Source organism: Chenggangzhangella methanolivorans (genome assembly GCF_019797865.1).
Taxonomy (GTDB): domain Bacteria; phylum Pseudomonadota; class Alphaproteobacteria; order Rhizobiales; family Methylopilaceae; genus Methylopila; species Methylopila methanolivorans.
Map to the genome: position 1 here is coordinate 4,988,623 of NZ_CP081869.1, position 17,887 is coordinate 5,006,509.

The window sequence follows — 17,887 nt, forward strand, 5'->3', positions numbered from 1 at the left end:
AGCGTACTCTCGTATGGCGTAAGGTCAAACGAAGTTTCGACGACGCGAGTTCTTGTGATTGTGATCTTCCGATCAAATAATGGTTTCTAGTTACCTTTAGTGATTTCTCTGAATGCTTTGCCGGCGTTCCCAGGCGAGGTTGGCCGCGACGAAGCCCCATGTCATGCCGAGCAGGGCCCACTGGTGGCGCCAGTGGTCGACGTCGATGACCGCGGCCTCCATCATCAGTACCGCCCAGGTTGAAAACGCGCAGATGAAGACCGACCGCCACGGCGTCGGCGTCAGCACGTAGCGCAGTCCGAAGAAGGCGGTGAGGCCCGTCAAGGCGAGCAACGAGACGCCGCCGAGCCAGCCATAGGACAGGAAGCCGTTCAGATAGGTGTTGTGGACGTCGATGCCGACGAGCTTCGAGAACTGGAAGATGCCGATGCCGAAGGGCTGATCCAGCACCACGCGCCAGCCGATGGTGTGGTTGGTGAAGCGGCCGCCATAGCCGGTGTCGTAGCTCTTCTCGAGCACGGCGCGCTCGAGGAACAGCTGCTCGACCGACGGGATCTGTAGCAGCGCGACGATGAAAAGCGCGGCCGCCGCGACCGCGACGACGCAGGTGACGAGGATGCGCGCGCGCCGGCCGGGCGAGGGGGCGGCGAGCAGCGTCAGCGCCGTCATTATGGCGGTCGAGGCGACGAGATGGCCCCAGGAGCCGCGCGAGAACGACAGCAGCACGCCCGCGACCACGAGGCCAAGGGGAACAAGCGTCAGGAGCGAGCGCTTCAGATCGGCGAAATAGAGGCGTTGGATCAGGATCAGCGCGGAAGATGAGGTGCGGCGCGTAGACGTTCGGGTCCTTGAACGCGCCCTTGGCTCGGCCGTAGAGCAGCAGGCTCTCGGAGAACGGCGCGAGGCGGAAGTAGCCGATGATGGCGAGCGCGCCGCTGATCGAGGCGGCGACCACCCAGGCGTTGGAGATGAGCCTGGCGCGTTCCTCGGTGCGGTCGACGACGAACAGCGCGAAGAACACGCCGGTCGCGGCGAGAAACACGCCGACGATCGTCCACATGATGGTCTTCGGCTGGTCGTAGATCTTGGTCAGCGCGACCACGGCGCCGAGCTGGTAGAGGATCACGAGCAGCAGGAAGGGCAGCAGGACGCGCGGCAGCCGAAGGCCCGTGAAGGCGAACAGCAGGCGCGCCGACGATCAGGAGATCGTAGGCCGCCGGCTCGAACATCACGAAGAAGCTCGAGACGACGGCGATCCAGACGACGCCCTCGCGGAGCGCCTCGCGCGAGACCGTCAGCGGGCGAGGCGCGCCCCGCTCGTAGGTCCCGACGACGCTCATCTCAGTAGGCGTTCTCGCTCTTCGTCAGCGCGAAGGGCGTCTTGGCGAGGATGACCGCGTCGAACAGGATCGACCAGTTCTCGATGTAGTAGAGGTCGTGGTCGACGCGCTTCCTGAGCTTCTCGTTGTCGTCGATCTCGCCGCGCCAGCCGTTGATCTGCGCCCAGCCGGTGACGCCGGGCTTGACCTTGTGGCGGGCGAAATAGCCGTCGACGACGTCGTTCCAGAGCCGCTGCGAGGTGTGGGCGTTGACCGCGTGCGGACGCGGGCCGACCAGAGACAGCTCGCCCTTCAGCACGTTGAACAGCTGCGGCAGCTCGTCGATCGAGGTCTTGCGGATGAAGCGGCCGACGCGGGTCACGCGCGGGTCGCCCTTGGTGACCACGACCTTGGCGTCGGGGTCGGCCATCTCGTGCTTCATCGAGCGGAACTTGAAGATCGAGATGACCTCGTTGTTGAAGCCGTAGCGCTTTGGCGGAAGAACCGGGCCCTTGGTGTCGAGCTTGATCGCGATCGCGGCGCCGATCATCAGCGGCGCGAGGAAGATCAGCGCGAGCGTCCCGACGATCAGGTCGAACGCGCGTTTGGCCACGAAGTCCCAGTTCTGGATCGGCTTTTCGGCGAGCTCCACCATCGGGATCGCGCCGAGATAGGAATAGGCGCGGGGACGGAAGCGCAGCTTGTCGGTGTGGGCGGACAGGCGAATGTCGACCGGCAGCACCCAGAGCGTCTTCAGGATCTCGGCGACGCGGCCCTTGGCCGAGACGGGGATCGTGACGATCAGCAGGTCGATCTTGGCCAGGCGCCCGAACTCCACGAGCTCGGCGATGTTGCCGAGCTTCGGATAGCCGGCGACGATCGCGGGCGAGCGGTCGTTGGAGCGGTCGTCGAACACGCCGCAGATGTTGACGTCGTTGCCGGGCGTCGATTCGAGCGCGCGGATGAGGTCGGCGGCCGGCTCGCCGCCGCCCACGATGACCGCCTTTCGGCCGAGCCTGCCGTCGCGGGCCCAGCGCTGCACCATCACGACGAGGCAGGCGCGCGAGAAGATGAAGCCGCCGGCGCCGAACACGAACCAGAAGCCGAGCCAGTTCCGCGCCACCATGCCGCCGAAGTCGAAGAACGCGCCGATCACCGCAAAACCGGCGAACACCAGCGTCCAGGCGCCGAGCAGACGCCCGACCTGGCCGCCGAGCGAGCGGAAGGCGACGACGTGATAGGCGTCGGCGGCCTGCGCGAAGATCGCGAGGAGCACGACGCTCGCCGTCATCGCGGCGAGATAGGGCCAGGCGATCGCGGGCGAGCCGGGGAAGGCGTATTCGTGCGCGCCGAGGCCGGCGCCGATCACGATCGCGGCGTCGAGCAGGCGCACGCCTCCGACCAGCAGCACCTGCGAGATCGACGCCGCGCTGAACTGCTCCGCGATCTCGCGGGCCTGGGCGTTGAGGCTCGCCTGACGGGGCGTCGCGGCTTCCGCCGGAGGTTCCTCATGTCGAACTGGGCCATGCTCATGTCGGTCGCGTCTCCGGGCTTTCCCCGTACGATCGGGAAAGCATGCGCCGGAAAGCCGAAAATATGCTTACGAGCGGGACTCAGAACGCCTTGCGTCGGTTTTCGATGCCGCGGTAAACAGTCTCGATCCGCGACGACATCTCATCGAGCGAAAACTCGCCGCCGACATGGGCGCGGCGGGCCTCGGCGGCGTTGCGGGCGGCGTCCGGATCGGCGCGCAGCCGCGCCATTGCGGCCGCAAGCGCCGCAGGGTCGGCGGCCGGAACGAGCTCGTCGGAATGGGGTCCGAAGATCTCCGGGATGCCGCCGACATTGGTCGCGACCATCGGGACGCCCGCCGCGACGGCCTCGAGAACGACGTAGGGCATCGATTCCGCGCGCGACGGCACGACGATGGCCCGGCCAAGCGGAAAGGCGTCGCGGGCCGGCGTCGGCGGCACGAAGCGGACGTGATCGGCGATCTCCGCCTCGGCCGCGAAAGCGCGGTAGCGCGCCTCGTCCGGCCCGTCGCCGACGACGACCGCGGTGGCCGGCGTCCCGCCGTCATGGAGCCGCTTCATGGCTTCGAGGAAGACGTCGACGCCTTTGAGGTCGCGCAGCATCCCGAGATAGAGAAAATCGGCGGCGTCGGGGCGGGGCTGGACCGGCTCGAACTCTTCCGCGGTCAGCCCGTTGCGCACCACCACCGCGCCGCAGGCGGGGCGTCCGACCTTCTCTTCGTAGACCCGCGCCTCGTAGCCGCTCACATGGATAAGCGAATCGGTGACCCGTTCGAGCGCCCGCTCGACGGTGAAGTAGAGCCGCCCCTCGCGCGACTTGCGGTCGTAATGGAGGCTGCCGCCATGGGGGGCGTAAAAGCGCGCCAAGGGCTGGCTGCGCCCGAGCCAGGCGCCGACGACGCGGCCGAACACGCCGCCCTTCGCGCCATGGGCGTGGACGACATGGGCCCGAGCGGCCCGAGCGCCCGGCGGACCTTGGCGAGCGGCGAGATCCGACGGCGCGACGTCGCGCGCGATCGGGAGCCGCACGACGCCGAGCGCGAGTGACGCGCCGAGCCGCGCGATGCGTTCGTCTTCGAAGGCTCCGCCCGTCAGGCTGTCGCAGACGAGGCCGACGCTGTGGCCGGCGGCCGCCTGCGCGGTGGCGAGGTCGGCGATGTGCCGGAAGATGCCGCCGACGGGCGACCGCACGACATGGACGATACGCAGGGCGTCGTCGGTCGGGCTGGTCTGCTCTGTCGCGGTCGGGTGGGACATGTCGGCTTCGCGCGCGGCCGGACGCATGCCTGAGGGCTGCGGCCAGCGAGGTTCTGCCCTCAGGGTAGCGCTCAAAGCCTTAAGCCCACGTCTTCAAAGGCGGCGGTCGGCGGGATGCGACACGTTTTCCGTGTCAGGAAGAGACGCTGCTCAGAACCAGCGCTCCTGAACCGTGATCGTGTCGCCCGGCCGGATCGGGTAGGTGAGGGGCACCTCGGCCTTGAACACGCGGTCGCCGTTGCGGCGGGTCAGCTCGACCCGGTCCTTCTCGGCGCGCGGGCTGAAGCCGTTGGCGATCGCGACGGCGCTCTGGGCGGTCATGCCGGCGACATACGGATACTGCCCGGCCTGCGTGACCTCGCCGAGAATGAAAAACGGCCGGTAGGACTCGATCTCGACCGAGACGTTGGGGTCGCGCAGGAAGCCGGCCTTGAGCTTGGCCTCGATGCCTGCGCGGACCTGGTCGGAGGTCTTGCCGTCGACCTTCATGCGCCCGACCAGCGGCATCGCGATCGCGCCGTCCGGTTCGATCGCATAGGTGTTCGAGAGGTTCTGCTGGCCGAAGACGTTGACCCGCAGGCGATCGCCGGAGGCGAGCATGTAGGGCTCGTTGAACTCCGCCGCGAGCGGCGGGGGCACGGCCTTCGGCGCGGCGCAGCCGCCCAGACCGGCGGCGAGGATCAGCCCGATGGTGACGCTGCGCGGCCGCATGAAGATGACCCCCGAATGGCGACAAGGTTTATTGTTCGTTACGCCAACAGGGTTAACGATCGGTTGCCGCGCCGACTTCGAGCCTCAAGACGATTAACCGTGCGGCAACCATGACATGGTGAAGTGAGCGTTGACGAAACCCGCGAGCGCGCGGACTTCGAGGTGCTCGGCATGGCCGAAACAAGCGTTGAAGGCAGGATTGGCGAACGCTCCGACGGGGGCGAGGTCGACCTGCGCGCGCTTGGGCGCGGCATCTGGCGGCGGCGGATGGCGATCATCCTCCCGACGCTGCTCGCCGCGGCCGCTGCGGTGGCGTTCGTCCAGCTCTCCTCGCCCTACTACCGTTCGAACGCGCTGATTCTCATCGAGAACCGCGAAATCGCCGCGCCGCGCTCGGCGACCGACCGCGAGTCGCTTCCCGACGAACAGGCGGTGGCGAGCCAGGTCCAGCTGATGCAGTCGCGCGACCTCGCGCGCCAGGTGGTCAAGTCGCTCGACCTCGCGGCCAATCCCGAATTCGCCGCCGACCGTCCGGGCCTTGTGGGCGGGCTGATGCGCGCGCTCGGCCTCGGCGGCGCCGAAAGCGCGCAGCCCTTCAACGAGAAGGTCGTGGACAACGTCGTCCAGGATCTCACCGTCTACCCGGTCACGGGCTCGCGCGTGGTCGGGGTCGAGTTCACCGCCAAGAACCCGGACGTCGCGGCGCGGGTCGTCAACGGTTTCGCGGACGCCTATCTCGACATCCAGCGCGACGCCAAGCGCGCCACGAACCGGCAGACGAGCCAGTATCTCGCCGACGAGATCGAGACGCTGCGCGCCAAGGTCGGCGAGGCCGAGGAGCGCGTCGAGCAGTTCCGCGCCAAGGCGGGCCTCCTGGTCGGCACCAACAACACCACCGTCGCGGCTCAGCAGCTCGGCGACACGACCGTTCAGCTTTCGGCGAGCCGCTCCCAGCAGAACGACGCGCAGGCCAAGGCCGACAACATCCGCGCGACGCTTCGGCAGGGCCGCCCGGCCGAGGCGCTCGACATCGCCAATTCCGAGCTCATCCGCTCGCTTGCGCAGGAACGCTCGCGACTCGCCGCCCAGATCGCGAGCGAGGGCCGCACGCTGCTGCCGCAGCATCCGCGCATGCGCGAGCTGTCGGCGCAGCTGAACGGCCTCGACGGCCAGATCCGTTCCGAAGCCGAGAAGCTCGCCCGCGCCTTCGAGAACGACGCCAAGACCGCCGGCGCGCGGGTCGCGGCGCTGACGAAGCAGCTCGAAAGCATGAAGGGCGACGCCGCGAGCGCCAACAATCAGGACGTCCAGCTGCGCGCGATGGAGCGCGACGCCCGCTCGCAGCGCGAGCTGCTCGAGCAGATGCTGAACCGCTATCGCGAAACGAGCGCGCGCGAGAACCCCGAAGGCCTCCTCGCCGACGCCCGCGTGATCTCGCGCGGCGCTGCGGCGGCCGAGCCCTATTTCCCGAAGAAGGGCCCGACCGTCCTTCTCGCGACGATCGGCGCCTTCGTGCTGGCGCTGTTCGCGGCCGCCGCCGCCGAGCTGTTCTCGACGCCGGTTCGCCGTCCCGAAAGCGGCGACGCCACGCCGCCGCCGGCCGTCGGCGAGACGACGACGGCGTTCGGGCGGTTGCGCGGGCCGATCTCCAAGCCCGCCGCCGAAAAGCCCGCGGCCAAGCCCGCGCCGACCACGGCGCGACAGCCCGACCTGACCGCGATGTCGGCGCCGCGCCCCGCAAGGGAGCCGGCGCACGAATCGCCCGCGGTCGCGCAGACGCCTGCCGCCGAACCCGCGCCTGTCGTCTCCGAGACCGCGAAGCCCCAGGCCGCCAGACCGCAGCCGGTCAAGCCCCAGCCCGTCAAATCTCAGCCTTCGAAGCCCCAGCCCGTCGCGCCGCAGCCGGCGATGGCGGAGGCCGCGGCGATCGAGGTCGCGGACGCCAGCCTCGTCGCGGCGCTTGCGCGCCAGCTCGCCTCGGCGCCTGCCGACAACGGCGCGCTCAGAATCCTTTCGGCAGGCGCGCGGCCGGGCCTCGACGTCTTCGGCGTCGCCTCGCGGATCGCCTCGACCGTGTCGGAGCAGGGCAGGCGCGTGGTGCTGATCGACGCCTCGGGCGGTTCGGAGTCCGACGGTTCGCCGGGATTGTCCGACCTGCTGCTCGGCGACGCGACCTTCGCGCAGGCGATCCACCGCACCGACGGATCGCGCGTCCATCTCGTGCCGCAGGGCTCGGACGCCTTCACGCGCCTCGACGCCCACGCGACCGCGCGGCTCAACATCGTGCTCGACGCGCTCGCCCTCACCTACGACTTCGTCATGGTGGCGGCGCCCGGCGGTCTCGGCGGCGCGGACGCCTTCGCGCCGTTCTGCGGCGCCGCCGTGCTGCTGTCGGACAAGAGCGCGGCGGACGCCACGACCGTCGAGGCGCATGAGCGCCTCAAGCGGACGGGCATCGACGACGTCGTGGTGCTTCTGGTGCCCAACGACGACGACCGCCCGCGGGGCCGCTGGCTCGCGGCCTGACCGGTCTTGGAAAACCGGTCGTAAGACGGATCCTTAGTCGGCTGCCGGGCCGGCGACTTCGGGCCTGTGGCCCGCGCGGGCCTTTCGGAGCTTGCCGATGAGGCCGTAAGCCCAGGGCGTCGCCTTGATCCTGGCTTTGAGCGCCGCGGCGGCTGCGGCGGCGCCTGCGACCGCCCGGCCCTTAGCGGTCACGCCGAAGATCGAATCGAACAGCGGCTCCGGATCGGGGCAGTACATCTTCTTGTAGGTCGCGGCCCCGACGCCGAGGTCGAAGCTCGACAGGCCGCGGCGGATCTGCTCCTCGACGACGAAGTTCATCAGCATCTCGCCGGGGCTGTATTTGGCGTGCTCGCTGCTGGTGATCGAGATGAACATGCCGCAATAGCGCGAGCCGTCGGCGACGCCGCCATGCACGGCCACGACCTCGTCGTCCATGTCGAAGCCGTAGAGGTCGATGGTCGCCGCTTCGCCCGTGAGACCGGCGGCCTGCGCCAGGAACTCGTAGACGCCGGGGCGCTCGAACACGTTGTCGACGCCGCGCGCGGCGAACTGCTCCGCCTTCTGCCGGAAATAGGCGTCGAGCAGGCGACGGCGCTGCTCAGGGGTCTCGGCGCGGTAGAGCTTCGGCGCTCCGCGCTCTTCGAACCGGCGCATCTTGCGGCGCTGGTTGGAGCGGGACTTCGCCGAAACATAGAGGCGCAGATGCTCCTCGAGGCTGGGCGCCAGCGGCCCGCAATAGGCGTCGTCAGCGGAGGGCTGGCTCGGCAGCGAGGCGAGCGGATTGGGGGTTCCCATCCACAGCCGCGGCTGGTTGACGAGGTGATAGGCGTCGACGCCGGCCTCGCGCGCCGTCTCGACGAGCAGCCGCTCGGCCTCGCCGCCCGCGAAGGCGTCGAGCCGGTCGCGGCGGATCACCGCCAGATTGTAGTTGACGTGGCTGCCGCCGATGAAGCGCGCGGTGGCCACGCCGAAACGGCGCCGGACGCACAGCGGCAGCAAAGCGACGGGCTCGCCGCGCTCGTCGCGGGCGATCGCGATCAGGGGCGAGGCGCCTTCCGCCGCGCCGGCGTGGCGCGCCCAGGCGGCCATGAAGTCCGGGTTCTGATAGGGTCCCGCGAGGGCGTCCCCGAGCAGGCGCGACCAGTCGGCCGCAGCCGAGGCGACGTCGCGGTGGATCTCGACGCTGGTGAAAGCGCGCGCGCCGTCGCCGCCGGTCGCGACCGACGCCGAGGCGGCTTTGCCGGCCGGAGCTTCGGTTCGCTGAGCGCCGCCGAGGCTCTGGCGCGCCGCGGATGCGGACGTCGCCGTCCGCATCGAGCGGTCCTGCGCCTGCGACAGCATCGCGCCCGTCATTTGCTGACCCGGAGCTTCGACAGCGCGCCGCGGATCAGGTCGAAGGACTTGATCAGCTCGCTCGAGCTGCCGGCGTCGAAATAGTAGCTGGTGTTGGTCGCGCAGGCCTGCAGCATCGACTTGGTCGAGGCGTCCGGATTGTCGTAGGCGATGGTCATCACGGTGATGTCGTTCGCCTTCATGCTGTTGCAGACCTTCTTGAGCCGGTCGTCGAGCTCGCTCTCGGCCAACGAGCGCTTGGTTTCGCCCAGCCTTCCCTCGCTCAGATAACCGTAGGCGCTGTAGTATTTCGGCGTGAAGCTGTTCTCGCCGTCGGTCATGATGACCGCGACCTTGCTCATGTTCTTCGTGCCGTAGGCGAGCGGCTGCTTGTTGGCCAGCATGTCGCCGCCCCAGAAGCCGCGCCAGTTCGGCGACAGCATGCGCCAGCCCCACACCGCGCCGATGTTGATGAAGGTCGAGCCCTGGGCCGTCATGGCGTTGATGGCGGTGAGAAGCTTGGTCTTGTTGTTCGTCATCGGCGTCATCGCCTGCGGGCAGTAGGCCGCCGGGCCCTGCTGCTCGTCGACGCCGTAGCCCGTGTAGAAGACGTTGTAGTTGTTGCCGAGCCAGGTGGGCGTGATCCAGTCGTTGACCTGGGCCTCGGAATCCTTCGCCTTCACTTCCTTCTTGGTCGCGGTGTCCGGGCTGTAATAGGCCTTGAACAGGCTGTTGGCGTTAAGGAGCACAGGCGGATCATCGGTGACGTCGAGGCCGCCGGTGCGCTCCTCGAGGCAGCCGGTGTAATAGGTCGTGTAGCCCGTCTTCACGAGCGAGGTGGCCTGGACGTAGGTCGCCGGGAGGCTGAGGGCCGCGCCCGTCGTCAGGCTCGGCCCGATGCTGACCGCCTGGGAGAACGGCACGAGGCCGATGAAGACGTCGGTCGGGCTGTTGGTGAACAGGCCCTCGACCAGCGAACTCGCGCCGGACTTCAGCGACGGCATGCTGCCGCTCTGGCCCATCGAGCCGGTGTTGTCGAGCACCAGCACGAGTTCGAGGCCTGTCGAGGCGCGGGTGATCTCGGTTGAAGCTTTCACGGTCACTTCGTTGGAACCGAAAAGCTTCATGAAGATCGTCGGCATTGTCGCGCTGGCTGCGAGCGTGATCGTCGACTTGTCAGCGCTTAGAGTCGCGGTCACGGTGTTGACGGTCGCGGCCGCGTAGTTGGCCTTGAAGTTCGCGTCGACGAACTTCCGCGCGTCGGCGGTGTAGTCGACCGTCGTCGTGCGCGCGCCGACCGCAAGCCCTGCGGCGTCGAGCGCGCTGACGAGGCGGGCTTTCACCACCATGGAGCGGCCGGTGTCGATCGCGATGCCGGTGCATCCGATCAGCATGAGAAGCATGAGGCCCATGAGCGGGGCGACCGCGCCCTCTTCGGAACGGGCGGCCGGGCGAGCGAGGCGGACGATCCGCCTGATGGTGCGCGTGATCGTCAGCATGGCTTCGTCGTCAACGTGCCCAGACGCGGGCGATAGATCGAAGAGGTGTAGATCATGAAGCCGTTCTTGAAGAACGTCGAAAGAACCGGCGTGAAGCGGTAGTAGACTTCCGACACCATCAGGTTGTCGTTGGCGTCGGCGAGCAGCGCCGTGTTCACGGCGGCGGTGTTGCCCTCGACGCCGATCTTGCTGGTCCAGGCGGTGCCGGTGGTCGAGTAGCACTGCCACTTCACCTTGGGCGTCTTGTTGTCGAGATAGACCGAGGTGAGGATCGTGACGCCGTTCGTGCCGGAGGTGTAGTTCGGCATGCTCGAGCCGGTGACCATGAAGACCTGCCGCATGGCGGCGCTGGTGAGCTCGCGATACTGGGAGGTCACGTCCGCGACCGAAAAGCCGACCTTGTCGACGTTCGAGCGGATGCTCACGAAGCGGGCGACGTCGTAGCCGCCGAGCAGGAGCAGGCCGAGCACGGGCGCGAACAGCGCCGTCTCGAGCGCGGCGAGGCCCGTCTCGGACCGGCGGAAACGCGCGAGCTTGGCGCGGAGGAGGGCGAGGGGCGCCATCAGAAGGGCTCGTTCTTGACGACGACGCGGGCCTGAAGCGGCACCACGTTGTTCTTGCCGATCAGCCGACCGATCATCGGGGTGAAGAGCGTCCAGTTGTAGGTCGCGGTGTAGAGGACGACCTGGCCCGAGGCGCCGTAGCCGCTCGAGCCGACATTGGTGTCGTAGGAGCCGTTGCCGTTGACGTCGACGAACGGCTCGCCGGCGTCGCGGACGCCGTTCTTGTTGGTGTCGGTGAACGGCTCGGGCTTCATCGAGTCGTAGTCCGAATAGGCCGTGCTCGTGACGATGATCTTGTTGGGATCGAGGTAGGAGGACGCAGCCTTCTGGATCGCCTCGGCGATCTGCTTGTCCTGCTTCTTGTCCTTGGTCTCGTAGCCGGTCTTGCCGATGCGCGAGGCGACGAACGTGGCGTTGTCGAGCACCGCCTGGCCCGCCATCATCAGCCCGAGCTCGACGATGCCCATGATCATCAGGGTGAGCACCGGCGCGATCAGCCCGAACTCCACCATCGTGACGCCGCGGGCGTCGCGGTTGAAGCGTGCGATCTTGCCGAAGCGGGCGGGCGTCATCTGTGGCTTTCGCGCTCGAGGCAGTTGTCTCGAACGACGGTCTTAGCCCTCAAAGTTCTACAATCGATGAAGCCATACGAGTAAAAGTCGAGCAAAGTTTTAATGAAGCGACGACAACCGTCAGTTTCAGGCCGGTTTGGAGAAGTTTCGTTTACCTTGTCGAGCGAAGTTCTCGTGCGAAGACGCCTGCCGAGGTGCTGAGGTAATGCCAGACGCGCGCACGAGTTTGTTCCGGATCGCGTTTTCTGCGCTCGATCACTTCGGCGCGAACAAAGCGCTCGCCAAGCATGCCCGTGGGCTGGGCGTGATCCTGACGCTGCACCATGTGCGCCCGTTCTCGGGCGGGGCCTTCGCGCCCAACCGACATCTCGAGATCGAGCCGACGTTTCTCGACCTGGCGCTGACCCGCGCCCGAAACGCAGGCTTCGACTTCGTGACCCTCGACGAGGCGCTGAGCCGGGTGAGGGCGGGCGTCTCGCCGCGCCCCTTCCTGCATCTGACCTTCGACGACGGCTATCGGGACGTTCGGGATCACGCCTTGCCGATCCTGCGCCGGCACGGCGCGCCGGCCACGCTCTACATCGCCTCGGACTTCGCCGACGGCCACGCGCGGCTGTGGTGGCTCGAGCTCGAGGCGGGCCTCGCGCGGGCCGATCGCGTCGAGGTCGACCTCGGGGACGGGCGGAAATCTGTGTCGTGCCGGACCGTCGATGAAAAGGCGAACGCGTTCAAGACCATCCTGCGAGCGCTTCGGCAGGGGCCGGAGGAGCGGCTGCGGGCCGAGACGCTCAAGATCGCCGAGGCCGGGGGCGTCGACGCCTCGGCTTTCGCGCGCGATCTCTGCATGCGCTGGGACGAGCTCGCCGAGGTCGGCGCCGACCCGCTCGTCGAGATCGGCGCGCACACGGTCTCGCACCCGATGCTCGCGACGCATCCGCCCGAGACCGCCCGCGCCGAGATGGCGGGAAGCTGGCAGGCGATCGCCGAGCGGCTCGGCGCCGCGCCGGCGCATTTCGCCTATCCGGTCGGAGACCTCGCGGCCGCCGGCGACCGTGAATATGCGCTCGCGGCCGAGCTCGGCTTCGCCAGCGCCGTCACGACGCGGCCGGGCCACCTGACGCAAGCGCATGCGCAGACGCCGACGGCGCTGCCGCGCGTCTCGCTCAACGGCCATTTCCAGACCCGCGCCGCGGTCGACGCCTATCTGTCGGGCGCGCCCTTCGCGCTGATGGCGGCGGCCAAGCGCGTTCTGGGCCGCTAGCCCGTCATCGTTTCGGGTCGACCCGCTCCATCCAGCGGATCAAAAACGCGGCGGGCACGATCCAGATCAGGCCGAAAAAGGCGAAGAAGGCGAGCTGCGCGCCCGCGCCCGACTGCGCGAGCTTGATCTGCCCGATCATCATGACGATGAGCGCATAGACCGAAACGCCGACCACCAGGACGACCCCGCCGATCAACTTCTTCGCACGCGGGGGCATCGCCGGCTCCGGGCATCGTGTCGAGACGCCGCCTTGTGCGCGCCAACACAGCGACTTAAAGCAGCCGGCGGCGCGCCTGCAAGGCGCAGGCCCCGACCCTTCGCCGCTTGAAGGAGCGCCCTTTGGCACAGCGTACAGAGAGTCCGCGCCGTTTCGTGGCCGCCTGGCTCTTCCTGACCCTCGCGCTCGTCGCGCTGATGGTCGTGATCGGCGGCGCGACCCGCCTGACCGGCTCCGGTCTCTCGATCACCGAATGGAAGCCGATCACGGGCGCGATCCCGCCGCTCGGCGAGGCGGCCTGGGCGGAGGAATTCGCCAAGTATCGCGAGAGCCCGCAGTACCGGCTGCTCAACGCCGGCATGTCGCTTGGGGAGTTCCAGTTCATCTACTGGTGGGAGTGGGGCCACCGGCAGCTCGGCCGCGCGATCGGCTTCGTGTTCGCCTTCGGCCTGTTCTTCGCCGCAGTCACCCGGCGCGTCAGCCTGAAGGAGGGTCTCGTGCTCTTCGCCATGGGGCTGCTGCTCGGCACGCAGGGCGCGATCGGCTGGATCATGGTGGCGTCGGGCCTCCAGCCCGGCATGACCGCTGTCGCGCCGGTGAAGCTGACGCTGCATCTCGGCTTCGCGCTGCTGTTCTTCTCGACGCTCGTGCTGTTCCTCGCCTATCTCGGGCGGCTCGGCCGCGACGCCTCGGCCGCGGGTCCGGGCCTTCGCGCCGGCGCCTGGGGCGTGCTCGCCCTGTCGTTCGGCCAGATCCTGCTCGGCGGCCTCGTGGCGGGTTCGAAGGCGGGCTTCAGCTTCAACACCTGGCCGCTGATGGACGGCGGCCTCGCGCCCTCGCGCGAGGCGCTCTTCGCCGTGACGCCGTGGTGGGAGAACTTCGTCGACAACGTCGCGCTGGTGCAGCTCAACCACCGGCTGGGCGCCTATCTCCTCCTCGCCGCGGCGCTCGCCTATGCGATCTCGGCCATGCGGCCCGACATCGACGGGCGCGCGCGGACGCGCGCCGTCTGGCTCGCGGGGCTAATCGTCGCCCAGGCGGCGCTCGGAATCGCGACGCTGGTGGCGGTGGTGCCGGTGTCGCTCGGCCTTGCGCACCAGTTCGGCGCGGTGGTGGTTCTGGCGGTGGCGGTCGCGAACGTCGCGCTTCTGAGCCAATCCGCCCGCCGCGACCGTGTCCATGCGCCGCTCGGCGCCCCTCAGCCGGCCGAATGAGCGACGGCGATTTAGGCGAATGCATGTATTGTGAGCATGTCTGCAATTTAGGCGATAGGCGCGGAACGATCGCCGGCGATCTACATTGGTCGGGCAGACGGGAGGCGCAACGGCCTCTCGCTCACCTCATGCGGAAGGATCCCACCATGGTTCGCAAGACGCCCTTGCTCGCCGCGGCTGCGCTCGCCGCCGCCGTCGCTTCGCCGGCGCTCGCCGAAGACATGACAGTCAAGCCGGGCACGCCCTGTCCGGCGGGCTATTCGAACGCCGCCACGACCCAGAAGGACATCGACGCCGCCAAGGCCGAGGAGGAGGGGCGTCCGGCGCCCGCCGACACGAGCCCGCAGTCGACCCAGGCCGCGATGACGTCCGGCTACGCCAACCGCGCCACGACCAAAACCGACATGGCGATGGCCGAGCGCGCCGAGAAGGCCTCGGAAATGAGGTGATCGGCTTCGGCCGGACGCCTGCGGCGCCGCGCTCCCTTGGGGGCGCGGCGTTTTTTGTGTCAGTGGTCGCCGAGGAGCTCGATCTTCGGGCAGCGGTCCATGACGACCGCGAGCCCCGCAGCCTCGGCGCGGACAGCCGCCTCGGCGTCGACGACGCCGAGCTGCGTCCAGAACACCTTTGGCGGCGTCGGCAGAGCGAGCGCCTCGTCGAGCACGGCGGCGACATGTTCGGACGCGCGGAACACGTCCACCATGTCGATCGGCTCCGGAATGTCCGCGAGGCTCGCATAAGCGGGCAGGCCCGCGATCTCGCCGCCGCCATGCGCCGGATTGACCGGGAACACGTGATAGCCGCTCCGCGCGAGGAACTGCGCGACGTCGTAGCTCGGGCGATCGGCCTTGGGACTCGCCCCGACGACCGCGATGGTGCGGACGCCTTCGAGGAGATCGCGGATGTCGGCGTCGGCGACCGGCATGTCGGCCGCCTTACGGCTTCTGGCCGCTGCCGGGGTCGGTCTCGTCGTCGCCGAACAGATCCTTGATCTTGTCGAGATAGGGCTTCACGGCGTCGACGTTGCCCGGAAGCGGCTGGAAGCTCTCGAGTGCCGCGAACTGCTCGTCGAGATCCTTGAGCGCCGACTTCTTCTCGTCCTCCGAGAGCGCGGCGTCGCCATTGATCTCGTCCTGCACCTTCTTCTTCTCGGCCGCGAGGTCGGCGCCGCCGCCGTCCGGGTCGCTCGCGCCGAAGGCGAGCAGAACGGACTGCGCGACGTCGGCCCAGTCGGAATAGGTCGCGAAGCCGTGCTTCTTGAGGATCTCCTCGATCTGGGGCTTGGCCTTGGCGTCGTCGAGATAGGCCGCGAGCGCGCCGATCGGATCCTCGGCCTCGCCGACCTCGGCCTCGTCGCTCTCGGGCTGGTTCTGCGGGTTCTTGTCCTGCTCCTTGGCCTGCGGGTTGGCCGCCGCGAGCTTCTCGCGCAGCGCCTCGAACTCCGGCCAGGCCGCGATGAAGGCCTCGACCTGCTTGCCCTGGAGCGGCACCTGCTTGGGTTCGAGATCGCCCGCCGAGGACTCGGTCTGGGAGGGCGCGCCGGATTGCTGGGCGAACGCCGGGGGAGCCCAGATCGCCGCGCTTGCGGCGAAGGCTGCTAGAAGCATGACGCGCGACGTGCGGCCCGCGGCGATGAGCATGAAGACCTCCGGAAGGGCGATTCCCGCGCGGGGTTGCGCGCAAGCCTCGATGCGGCTTCATCGGCCGCTTGGACATTGTAGCGCCCCGGACGGGGCATTCTCGAATCGGGACTATGACGGGGGAATATGGACGCGACCATGACGCAAAAGCCACGCCTTGCCGAGGATCGCGCGCCGCGCCTTTCCCTCGATGAGGTCAACGCCTTTCTCGCGCGCGAATTCCCCCAGATGCAGGAGGGCGGGCCGACCTACGAGATCGAGACGATCGGCTATGGCGAGGCGCGCATGCGGCTGCTGGTGAGCGAGCGGCACCTGAGGCCGGGCGGCACGGTCTCTGGCCCGGCCATGATGGCGCTCGCCGACGTCGCGCTCTACGTCGCGCTGCTCGGCGCGATCGGCCCGGTGAAGCTCGCCGTCACCACCAGCCTCAACATCAATTTCCTGCGCCGCCCGGCGCTCGCCGATGTCGTCGCGGAGTGCCGCTACCTCAAGATCGGCCGGACGCTTGCCGTGGGGGAGGCGGAGCTGACGTCGGCGGGAAGCGACGACGTCATCGCGCATGTGACCGCCACCTATTCGATTCCGCCCAAGGGGTAGGGCGCGACATGTGGGACCCGTCTCTCGCAGGCGGGGGCGTGAAACGGCCGGCGTCGCGCATGCTTTTCAGGCCCCTAGAGAGGGGTAATAAAATACCAAAATTATAAGCCATTGTTTTCGTTGTGAAATTGGCGATCGGCGTGCCTTGCCAATTCAAATGGCTTGGCGTATCAACCGCTCCGTCGCGCGGGACTGGTTCCCGCGCATTTCTTTTGTCTCATCCCAAGGGTTCCTCCTATGCGACCTGAGCCGGCCCGGTCCTTCGTGACCAAGCCCGCCGACGTGGAGAAGAAGTGGGTCGTGATCGACGCGTCGGGCCTCGTGGTCGGCCGTCTCGCCTCGCTCATCGCCATGCGGCTTCGCGGCAAGCATCTCGCCTCCTTCACGCCCCATGTCGACGACGGCGACAACGTGATCGTGGTCAACGCGTCCAAGGTCCACTTCACGGGCCGCAAGCGCGATAACAAGTCCTACTTCTGGCACACCGGCTATCCGGGCGGCATCAAGGAGCGCAAGGCGCACCAGATCCTCGACGGCCGTTTCCCGGAGCGCGTGATCGAGAAGGCCGTGGAGCGCATGCTCCCGCGCGGGCCCCTTGGCCGCAAGCAGCTCGGAAACCTCAAGGTCTATGCGGGCGAGAGCCATCCGCACGAGGCCCAGCAGCCGACCTCTCTCGACGTCGGCGCCCTCAACCGCAAGAACAAGCGGAGCGCCTGAACATGGCCGAGAACATCTCCTCGCTCGGCGAGCTCGGCGGCGCCCTCGGGACCACCCAGGAAGCCCCGAAACACGTCAAGAAGGTCGACGCCCAGGGCCGCGCCTACGCGACCGGCAAGCGCAAGAACGCCGTCGCGCGCGTCTGGATCCGTCCGGGTTCGGGCAAGGTCACGATCAACAAGCGTGACCTCGAGGTCTACTTCGCGCGGCCCGTGCTGCGCATGATCCTCGAGCAGCCGCTCGGCGTCGCCAACCGCGCGGGCCAGTACGACATCATCGTCACCGTCGCGGGCGGCGGCCTCTCGGGTCAGGCGGGCGCGGTGCGCCACGGCCTGTCGAAGGCCCTGACCTATTTCGAGCCGGAACTGCGCGGCGTCCTCAAGAAGGGCGGGTTCCTCACCCGCGACAGCCGCGTCGTCGAGCGCAAGAAGTACGGCCGCGCCAAGGCTCGCCGCAGCTTCCAGTTCTCGAAGCGCTAAAACTCACGCAAACGCCGGATCAGGTTTTGCGTGCCGGAGAGGCGGGCCCCCAAGGGGCCCGCCTTTTGCGTTTCCGGGGACGGCCGGACGCGTCGTGCCTGCCGATGGCGGCGCGGTTCTCGGATCCTCTTCCGGACGGGCGCGCGATCCTTGTTCCGGCCTTGAGCCGGAACCCAGAACCGACGCGGCCGAAAGCGAGAGATCGATCGTTCCCCGTTCTGATCTTGATCCGTCTCGGTTCTGGGTCCCGGCTCAAGGCCGGGACGACGGCGGCGCGGTTCTCGGATCCTCTTCCGGACGGGGCGCGAGATCCTTGTTCCGGCCTTGAGCCGGAACCCAGAACCGACGCGGCCGAAAGCGAGAGCTCGATCGCTTCGCGTTCCGACCTTGATCCGTCTCGGTTCACTGTCCCGGCTCGAGGTCGGGACAAGGGGCGGCGGCGCTGCTATCA

Annotated in this window: 19 protein-coding genes; 8 read left to right on the forward strand and 11 right to left on the reverse strand. The window is 68.3% G+C overall.

The annotated features are described in order from the left end of the window. Positions 1-96: 96 nt before the first annotated feature. Positions 97-738 (reverse strand): O-antigen ligase family protein, encoded by a 642-nt coding sequence (locus K6K41_RS26320; RefSeq protein ID WP_261402984.1) that lies wholly within the window; start codon positions 736-738, stop codon positions 97-99. A 179-nt stretch (positions 739-917) separates the two neighbouring features. Between K6K41_RS26320 and K6K41_RS26325 the strand changes: the two genes are divergently transcribed. After that, a complete protein-coding gene (locus tag K6K41_RS26325; protein ID WP_261402985.1) occupies positions 918-1,082 on the forward strand; it encodes a hypothetical protein in 165 nt (54 codons plus the stop codon). Between the two features lie 259 nt (positions 1,083-1,341). On the opposite strand, the gene K6K41_RS26330 is transcribed toward K6K41_RS26325, so the two are convergent. The 3 genes from K6K41_RS26330 to K6K41_RS26340 all read right to left on the reverse strand — a co-directional run bounded on the left by K6K41_RS26330 (position 1,342) and on the right by K6K41_RS26340 (position 4,819). Then, complete coding sequence (locus K6K41_RS26330) at positions 1,342-2,730, reverse strand: undecaprenyl-phosphate glucose phosphotransferase (protein ID WP_261402986.1); 1,389 nt, start codon at positions 2,728-2,730, stop codon at positions 1,342-1,344. A 202-nt stretch (positions 2,731-2,932) separates the two neighbouring features. Continuing rightward, positions 2,933-4,108, reverse strand: a complete 1,176-nt coding sequence (locus K6K41_RS26335) for a glycosyltransferase family 4 protein (protein WP_261402987.1) — start codon at positions 4,106-4,108, stop codon at positions 2,933-2,935. Between the two features lie 150 nt (positions 4,109-4,258). Next, positions 4,259-4,819: a polysaccharide biosynthesis/export family protein gene (locus K6K41_RS26340; protein WP_261402988.1), complete on the reverse strand. Its 561-nt coding sequence runs from the start codon at positions 4,817-4,819 to the stop codon at positions 4,259-4,261. A 123-nt stretch (positions 4,820-4,942) separates the two neighbouring features. On the opposite strand from K6K41_RS26340, the gene K6K41_RS26345 reads away from it, so the two are divergent. Beyond that, positions 4,943-7,345 carry an exopolysaccharide transport family protein gene (locus K6K41_RS26345; protein ID WP_261402989.1) on the forward strand — a complete coding sequence of 801 codons (2,403 nt, stop codon included), beginning with the start codon at positions 4,943-4,945 and terminating at the stop codon, positions 7,343-7,345. A gap of 33 nt (positions 7,346-7,378) precedes the next feature. On the opposite strand, the gene K6K41_RS26350 is transcribed toward K6K41_RS26345, so the two are convergent. From K6K41_RS26350 to K6K41_RS26365, 4 genes are read right to left on the reverse strand one after another with little or no spacing between them, the layout of a single operon-like run. Then, positions 7,379-8,698, reverse strand: a complete 1,320-nt coding sequence (locus K6K41_RS26350; RefSeq protein ID WP_261402990.1) for a GNAT family N-acetyltransferase — start codon at positions 8,696-8,698, stop codon at positions 7,379-7,381. Continuing rightward, entirely contained in the window at positions 8,695-10,176 is a 1,482-nt protein-coding gene (locus K6K41_RS26355) for a pilus assembly protein (protein ID WP_261402991.1), read from the reverse strand. The genes K6K41_RS26350 and K6K41_RS26355 overlap by 4 nt, the downstream gene beginning before the upstream one ends. Continuing rightward, positions 10,170-10,739, reverse strand: coding sequence for a TadE/TadG family type IV pilus assembly protein (locus tag K6K41_RS26360; protein WP_261402992.1), 570 nt, complete (start codon positions 10,737-10,739; stop codon positions 10,170-10,172). The genes K6K41_RS26355 and K6K41_RS26360 overlap by 7 nt, the downstream gene beginning before the upstream one ends. Continuing rightward, a complete protein-coding gene (locus K6K41_RS26365) occupies positions 10,739-11,311 on the reverse strand; it encodes a TadE/TadG family type IV pilus assembly protein (RefSeq protein ID WP_261402993.1) in 573 nt (190 codons plus the stop codon). The genes K6K41_RS26360 and K6K41_RS26365 overlap by 1 nt, the downstream gene beginning before the upstream one ends. A gap of 205 nt (positions 11,312-11,516) precedes the next feature. Here K6K41_RS26365 and K6K41_RS26370 point away from each other — a divergent pair, with 205 nt between their 5' ends. Next, complete coding sequence (locus K6K41_RS26370; protein ID WP_261402994.1) at positions 11,517-12,572, forward strand: polysaccharide deacetylase family protein; 1,056 nt, start codon at positions 11,517-11,519, stop codon at positions 12,570-12,572. A gap of 4 nt (positions 12,573-12,576) precedes the next feature. Here the strand turns inward: K6K41_RS26370 and K6K41_RS26375 are convergent, their stop codons facing one another. Beyond that, the gene (locus K6K41_RS26375; protein ID WP_261402995.1) at positions 12,577-12,789 is read right to left on the reverse strand and encodes a DUF2842 domain-containing protein; all 213 of its coding nucleotides are present in this window, start codon (positions 12,787-12,789) and stop codon (positions 12,577-12,579) included. A gap of 107 nt (positions 12,790-12,896) precedes the next feature. On the opposite strand from K6K41_RS26375, the gene K6K41_RS26380 reads away from it, so the two are divergent. After that, positions 12,897-14,003: a COX15/CtaA family protein gene (locus K6K41_RS26380; protein WP_261402996.1), complete on the forward strand. Its 1,107-nt coding sequence runs from the start codon at positions 12,897-12,899 to the stop codon at positions 14,001-14,003. A 146-nt stretch (positions 14,004-14,149) separates the two neighbouring features. Then, positions 14,150-14,452 (forward strand): hypothetical protein, encoded by a 303-nt coding sequence (locus tag K6K41_RS26385; protein WP_261402997.1) that lies wholly within the window; start codon positions 14,150-14,152, stop codon positions 14,450-14,452. Between the two features lie 59 nt (positions 14,453-14,511). Here K6K41_RS26385 and K6K41_RS26390 read toward each other — a convergent pair whose 3' ends face one another. Both K6K41_RS26390 and K6K41_RS26395 read right to left on the reverse strand, forming a co-directional pair. Continuing rightward, positions 14,512-14,928 (reverse strand): CoA-binding protein, encoded by a 417-nt coding sequence (locus tag K6K41_RS26390; RefSeq protein WP_261402998.1) that lies wholly within the window; start codon positions 14,926-14,928, stop codon positions 14,512-14,514. A gap of 10 nt (positions 14,929-14,938) precedes the next feature. Next, positions 14,939-15,643 carry a hypothetical protein gene (locus tag K6K41_RS26395; protein WP_261402999.1) on the reverse strand — a complete coding sequence of 235 codons (705 nt, stop codon included), beginning with the start codon at positions 15,641-15,643 and terminating at the stop codon, positions 14,939-14,941. A gap of 138 nt (positions 15,644-15,781) precedes the next feature. Here K6K41_RS26395 and K6K41_RS26400 point away from each other — a divergent pair, with 138 nt between their 5' ends. The 3 genes from K6K41_RS26400 (at position 15,782) to rpsI (ending at position 17,436) form a co-directional block, all read left to right on the forward strand. Beyond that, positions 15,782-16,240, forward strand: coding sequence for a PaaI family thioesterase (locus tag K6K41_RS26400; RefSeq protein WP_261403000.1), 459 nt, complete (start codon positions 15,782-15,784; stop codon positions 16,238-16,240). 237 nt (positions 16,241-16,477) lie between these two features. Continuing rightward, on the forward strand, positions 16,478-16,957 hold the full coding sequence (gene rplM, locus K6K41_RS26405) for a 50S ribosomal protein L13 (protein ID WP_261403001.1): 480 nt from the start codon (positions 16,478-16,480) through the stop codon (positions 16,955-16,957). A gap of 2 nt (positions 16,958-16,959) precedes the next feature. Beyond that, positions 16,960-17,436 carry a 30S ribosomal protein S9 gene (gene rpsI / locus K6K41_RS26410; protein ID WP_261403002.1) on the forward strand — a complete coding sequence of 159 codons (477 nt, stop codon included), beginning with the start codon at positions 16,960-16,962 and terminating at the stop codon, positions 17,434-17,436. The last annotated feature ends 451 nt before the right edge of the window (positions 17,437-17,887 follow it).

What these genes read in the sequence shown, in the direction of transcription:
- K6K41_RS26325 (WP_261402985.1), top strand. Translation starts at nt 918, where the DNA reads ATGATGGCGAGCGCGCCGCTGATCGAGGCGGCGACCACCCAGGCGTTG.
- K6K41_RS26335 (WP_261402987.1), bottom strand. Translation starts at nt 4,108, where the DNA reads ATGTCCCACCCGACCGCGACAGAGCAGACCAGCCCGACCGACGACGCC.
- K6K41_RS26340 (WP_261402988.1), bottom strand. Translation starts at nt 4,819, where the DNA reads ATGCGGCCGCGCAGCGTCACCATCGGGCTGATCCTCGCCGCCGGTCTG.
- K6K41_RS26350 (WP_261402990.1), bottom strand. Translation starts at nt 8,698, where the DNA reads ATGACGGGCGCGATGCTGTCGCAGGCGCAGGACCGCTCGATGCGGACG.
- K6K41_RS26355 (WP_261402991.1), bottom strand. Translation starts at nt 10,176, where the DNA reads ATGCTGACGATCACGCGCACCATCAGGCGGATCGTCCGCCTCGCTCGC.
- K6K41_RS26360 (WP_261402992.1), bottom strand. Translation starts at nt 10,739, where the DNA reads ATGGCGCCCCTCGCCCTCCTCCGCGCCAAGCTCGCGCGTTTCCGCCGG.
- K6K41_RS26365 (WP_261402993.1), bottom strand. Translation starts at nt 11,311, where the DNA reads ATGACGCCCGCCCGCTTCGGCAAGATCGCACGCTTCAACCGCGACGCC.
- K6K41_RS26370 (WP_261402994.1), top strand. Translation starts at nt 11,517, where the DNA reads ATGCCAGACGCGCGCACGAGTTTGTTCCGGATCGCGTTTTCTGCGCTC.
- K6K41_RS26375 (WP_261402995.1), bottom strand. Translation starts at nt 12,789, where the DNA reads ATGCCCCCGCGTGCGAAGAAGTTGATCGGCGGGGTCGTCCTGGTGGTC.
- K6K41_RS26385 (WP_261402997.1), top strand. Translation starts at nt 14,150, where the DNA reads ATGGTTCGCAAGACGCCCTTGCTCGCCGCGGCTGCGCTCGCCGCCGCC.
- K6K41_RS26390 (WP_261402998.1), bottom strand. Translation starts at nt 14,928, where the DNA reads ATGCCGGTCGCCGACGCCGACATCCGCGATCTCCTCGAAGGCGTCCGC.
- K6K41_RS26395 (WP_261402999.1), bottom strand. Translation starts at nt 15,643, where the DNA reads ATGCTCATCGCCGCGGGCCGCACGTCGCGCGTCATGCTTCTAGCAGCC.
- K6K41_RS26400 (WP_261403000.1), top strand. Translation starts at nt 15,782, where the DNA reads ATGACGCAAAAGCCACGCCTTGCCGAGGATCGCGCGCCGCGCCTTTCC.
- rplM (WP_261403001.1), top strand. Translation starts at nt 16,478, where the DNA reads ATGCGACCTGAGCCGGCCCGGTCCTTCGTGACCAAGCCCGCCGACGTG.
- rpsI (WP_261403002.1), top strand. Translation starts at nt 16,960, where the DNA reads ATGGCCGAGAACATCTCCTCGCTCGGCGAGCTCGGCGGCGCCCTCGGG.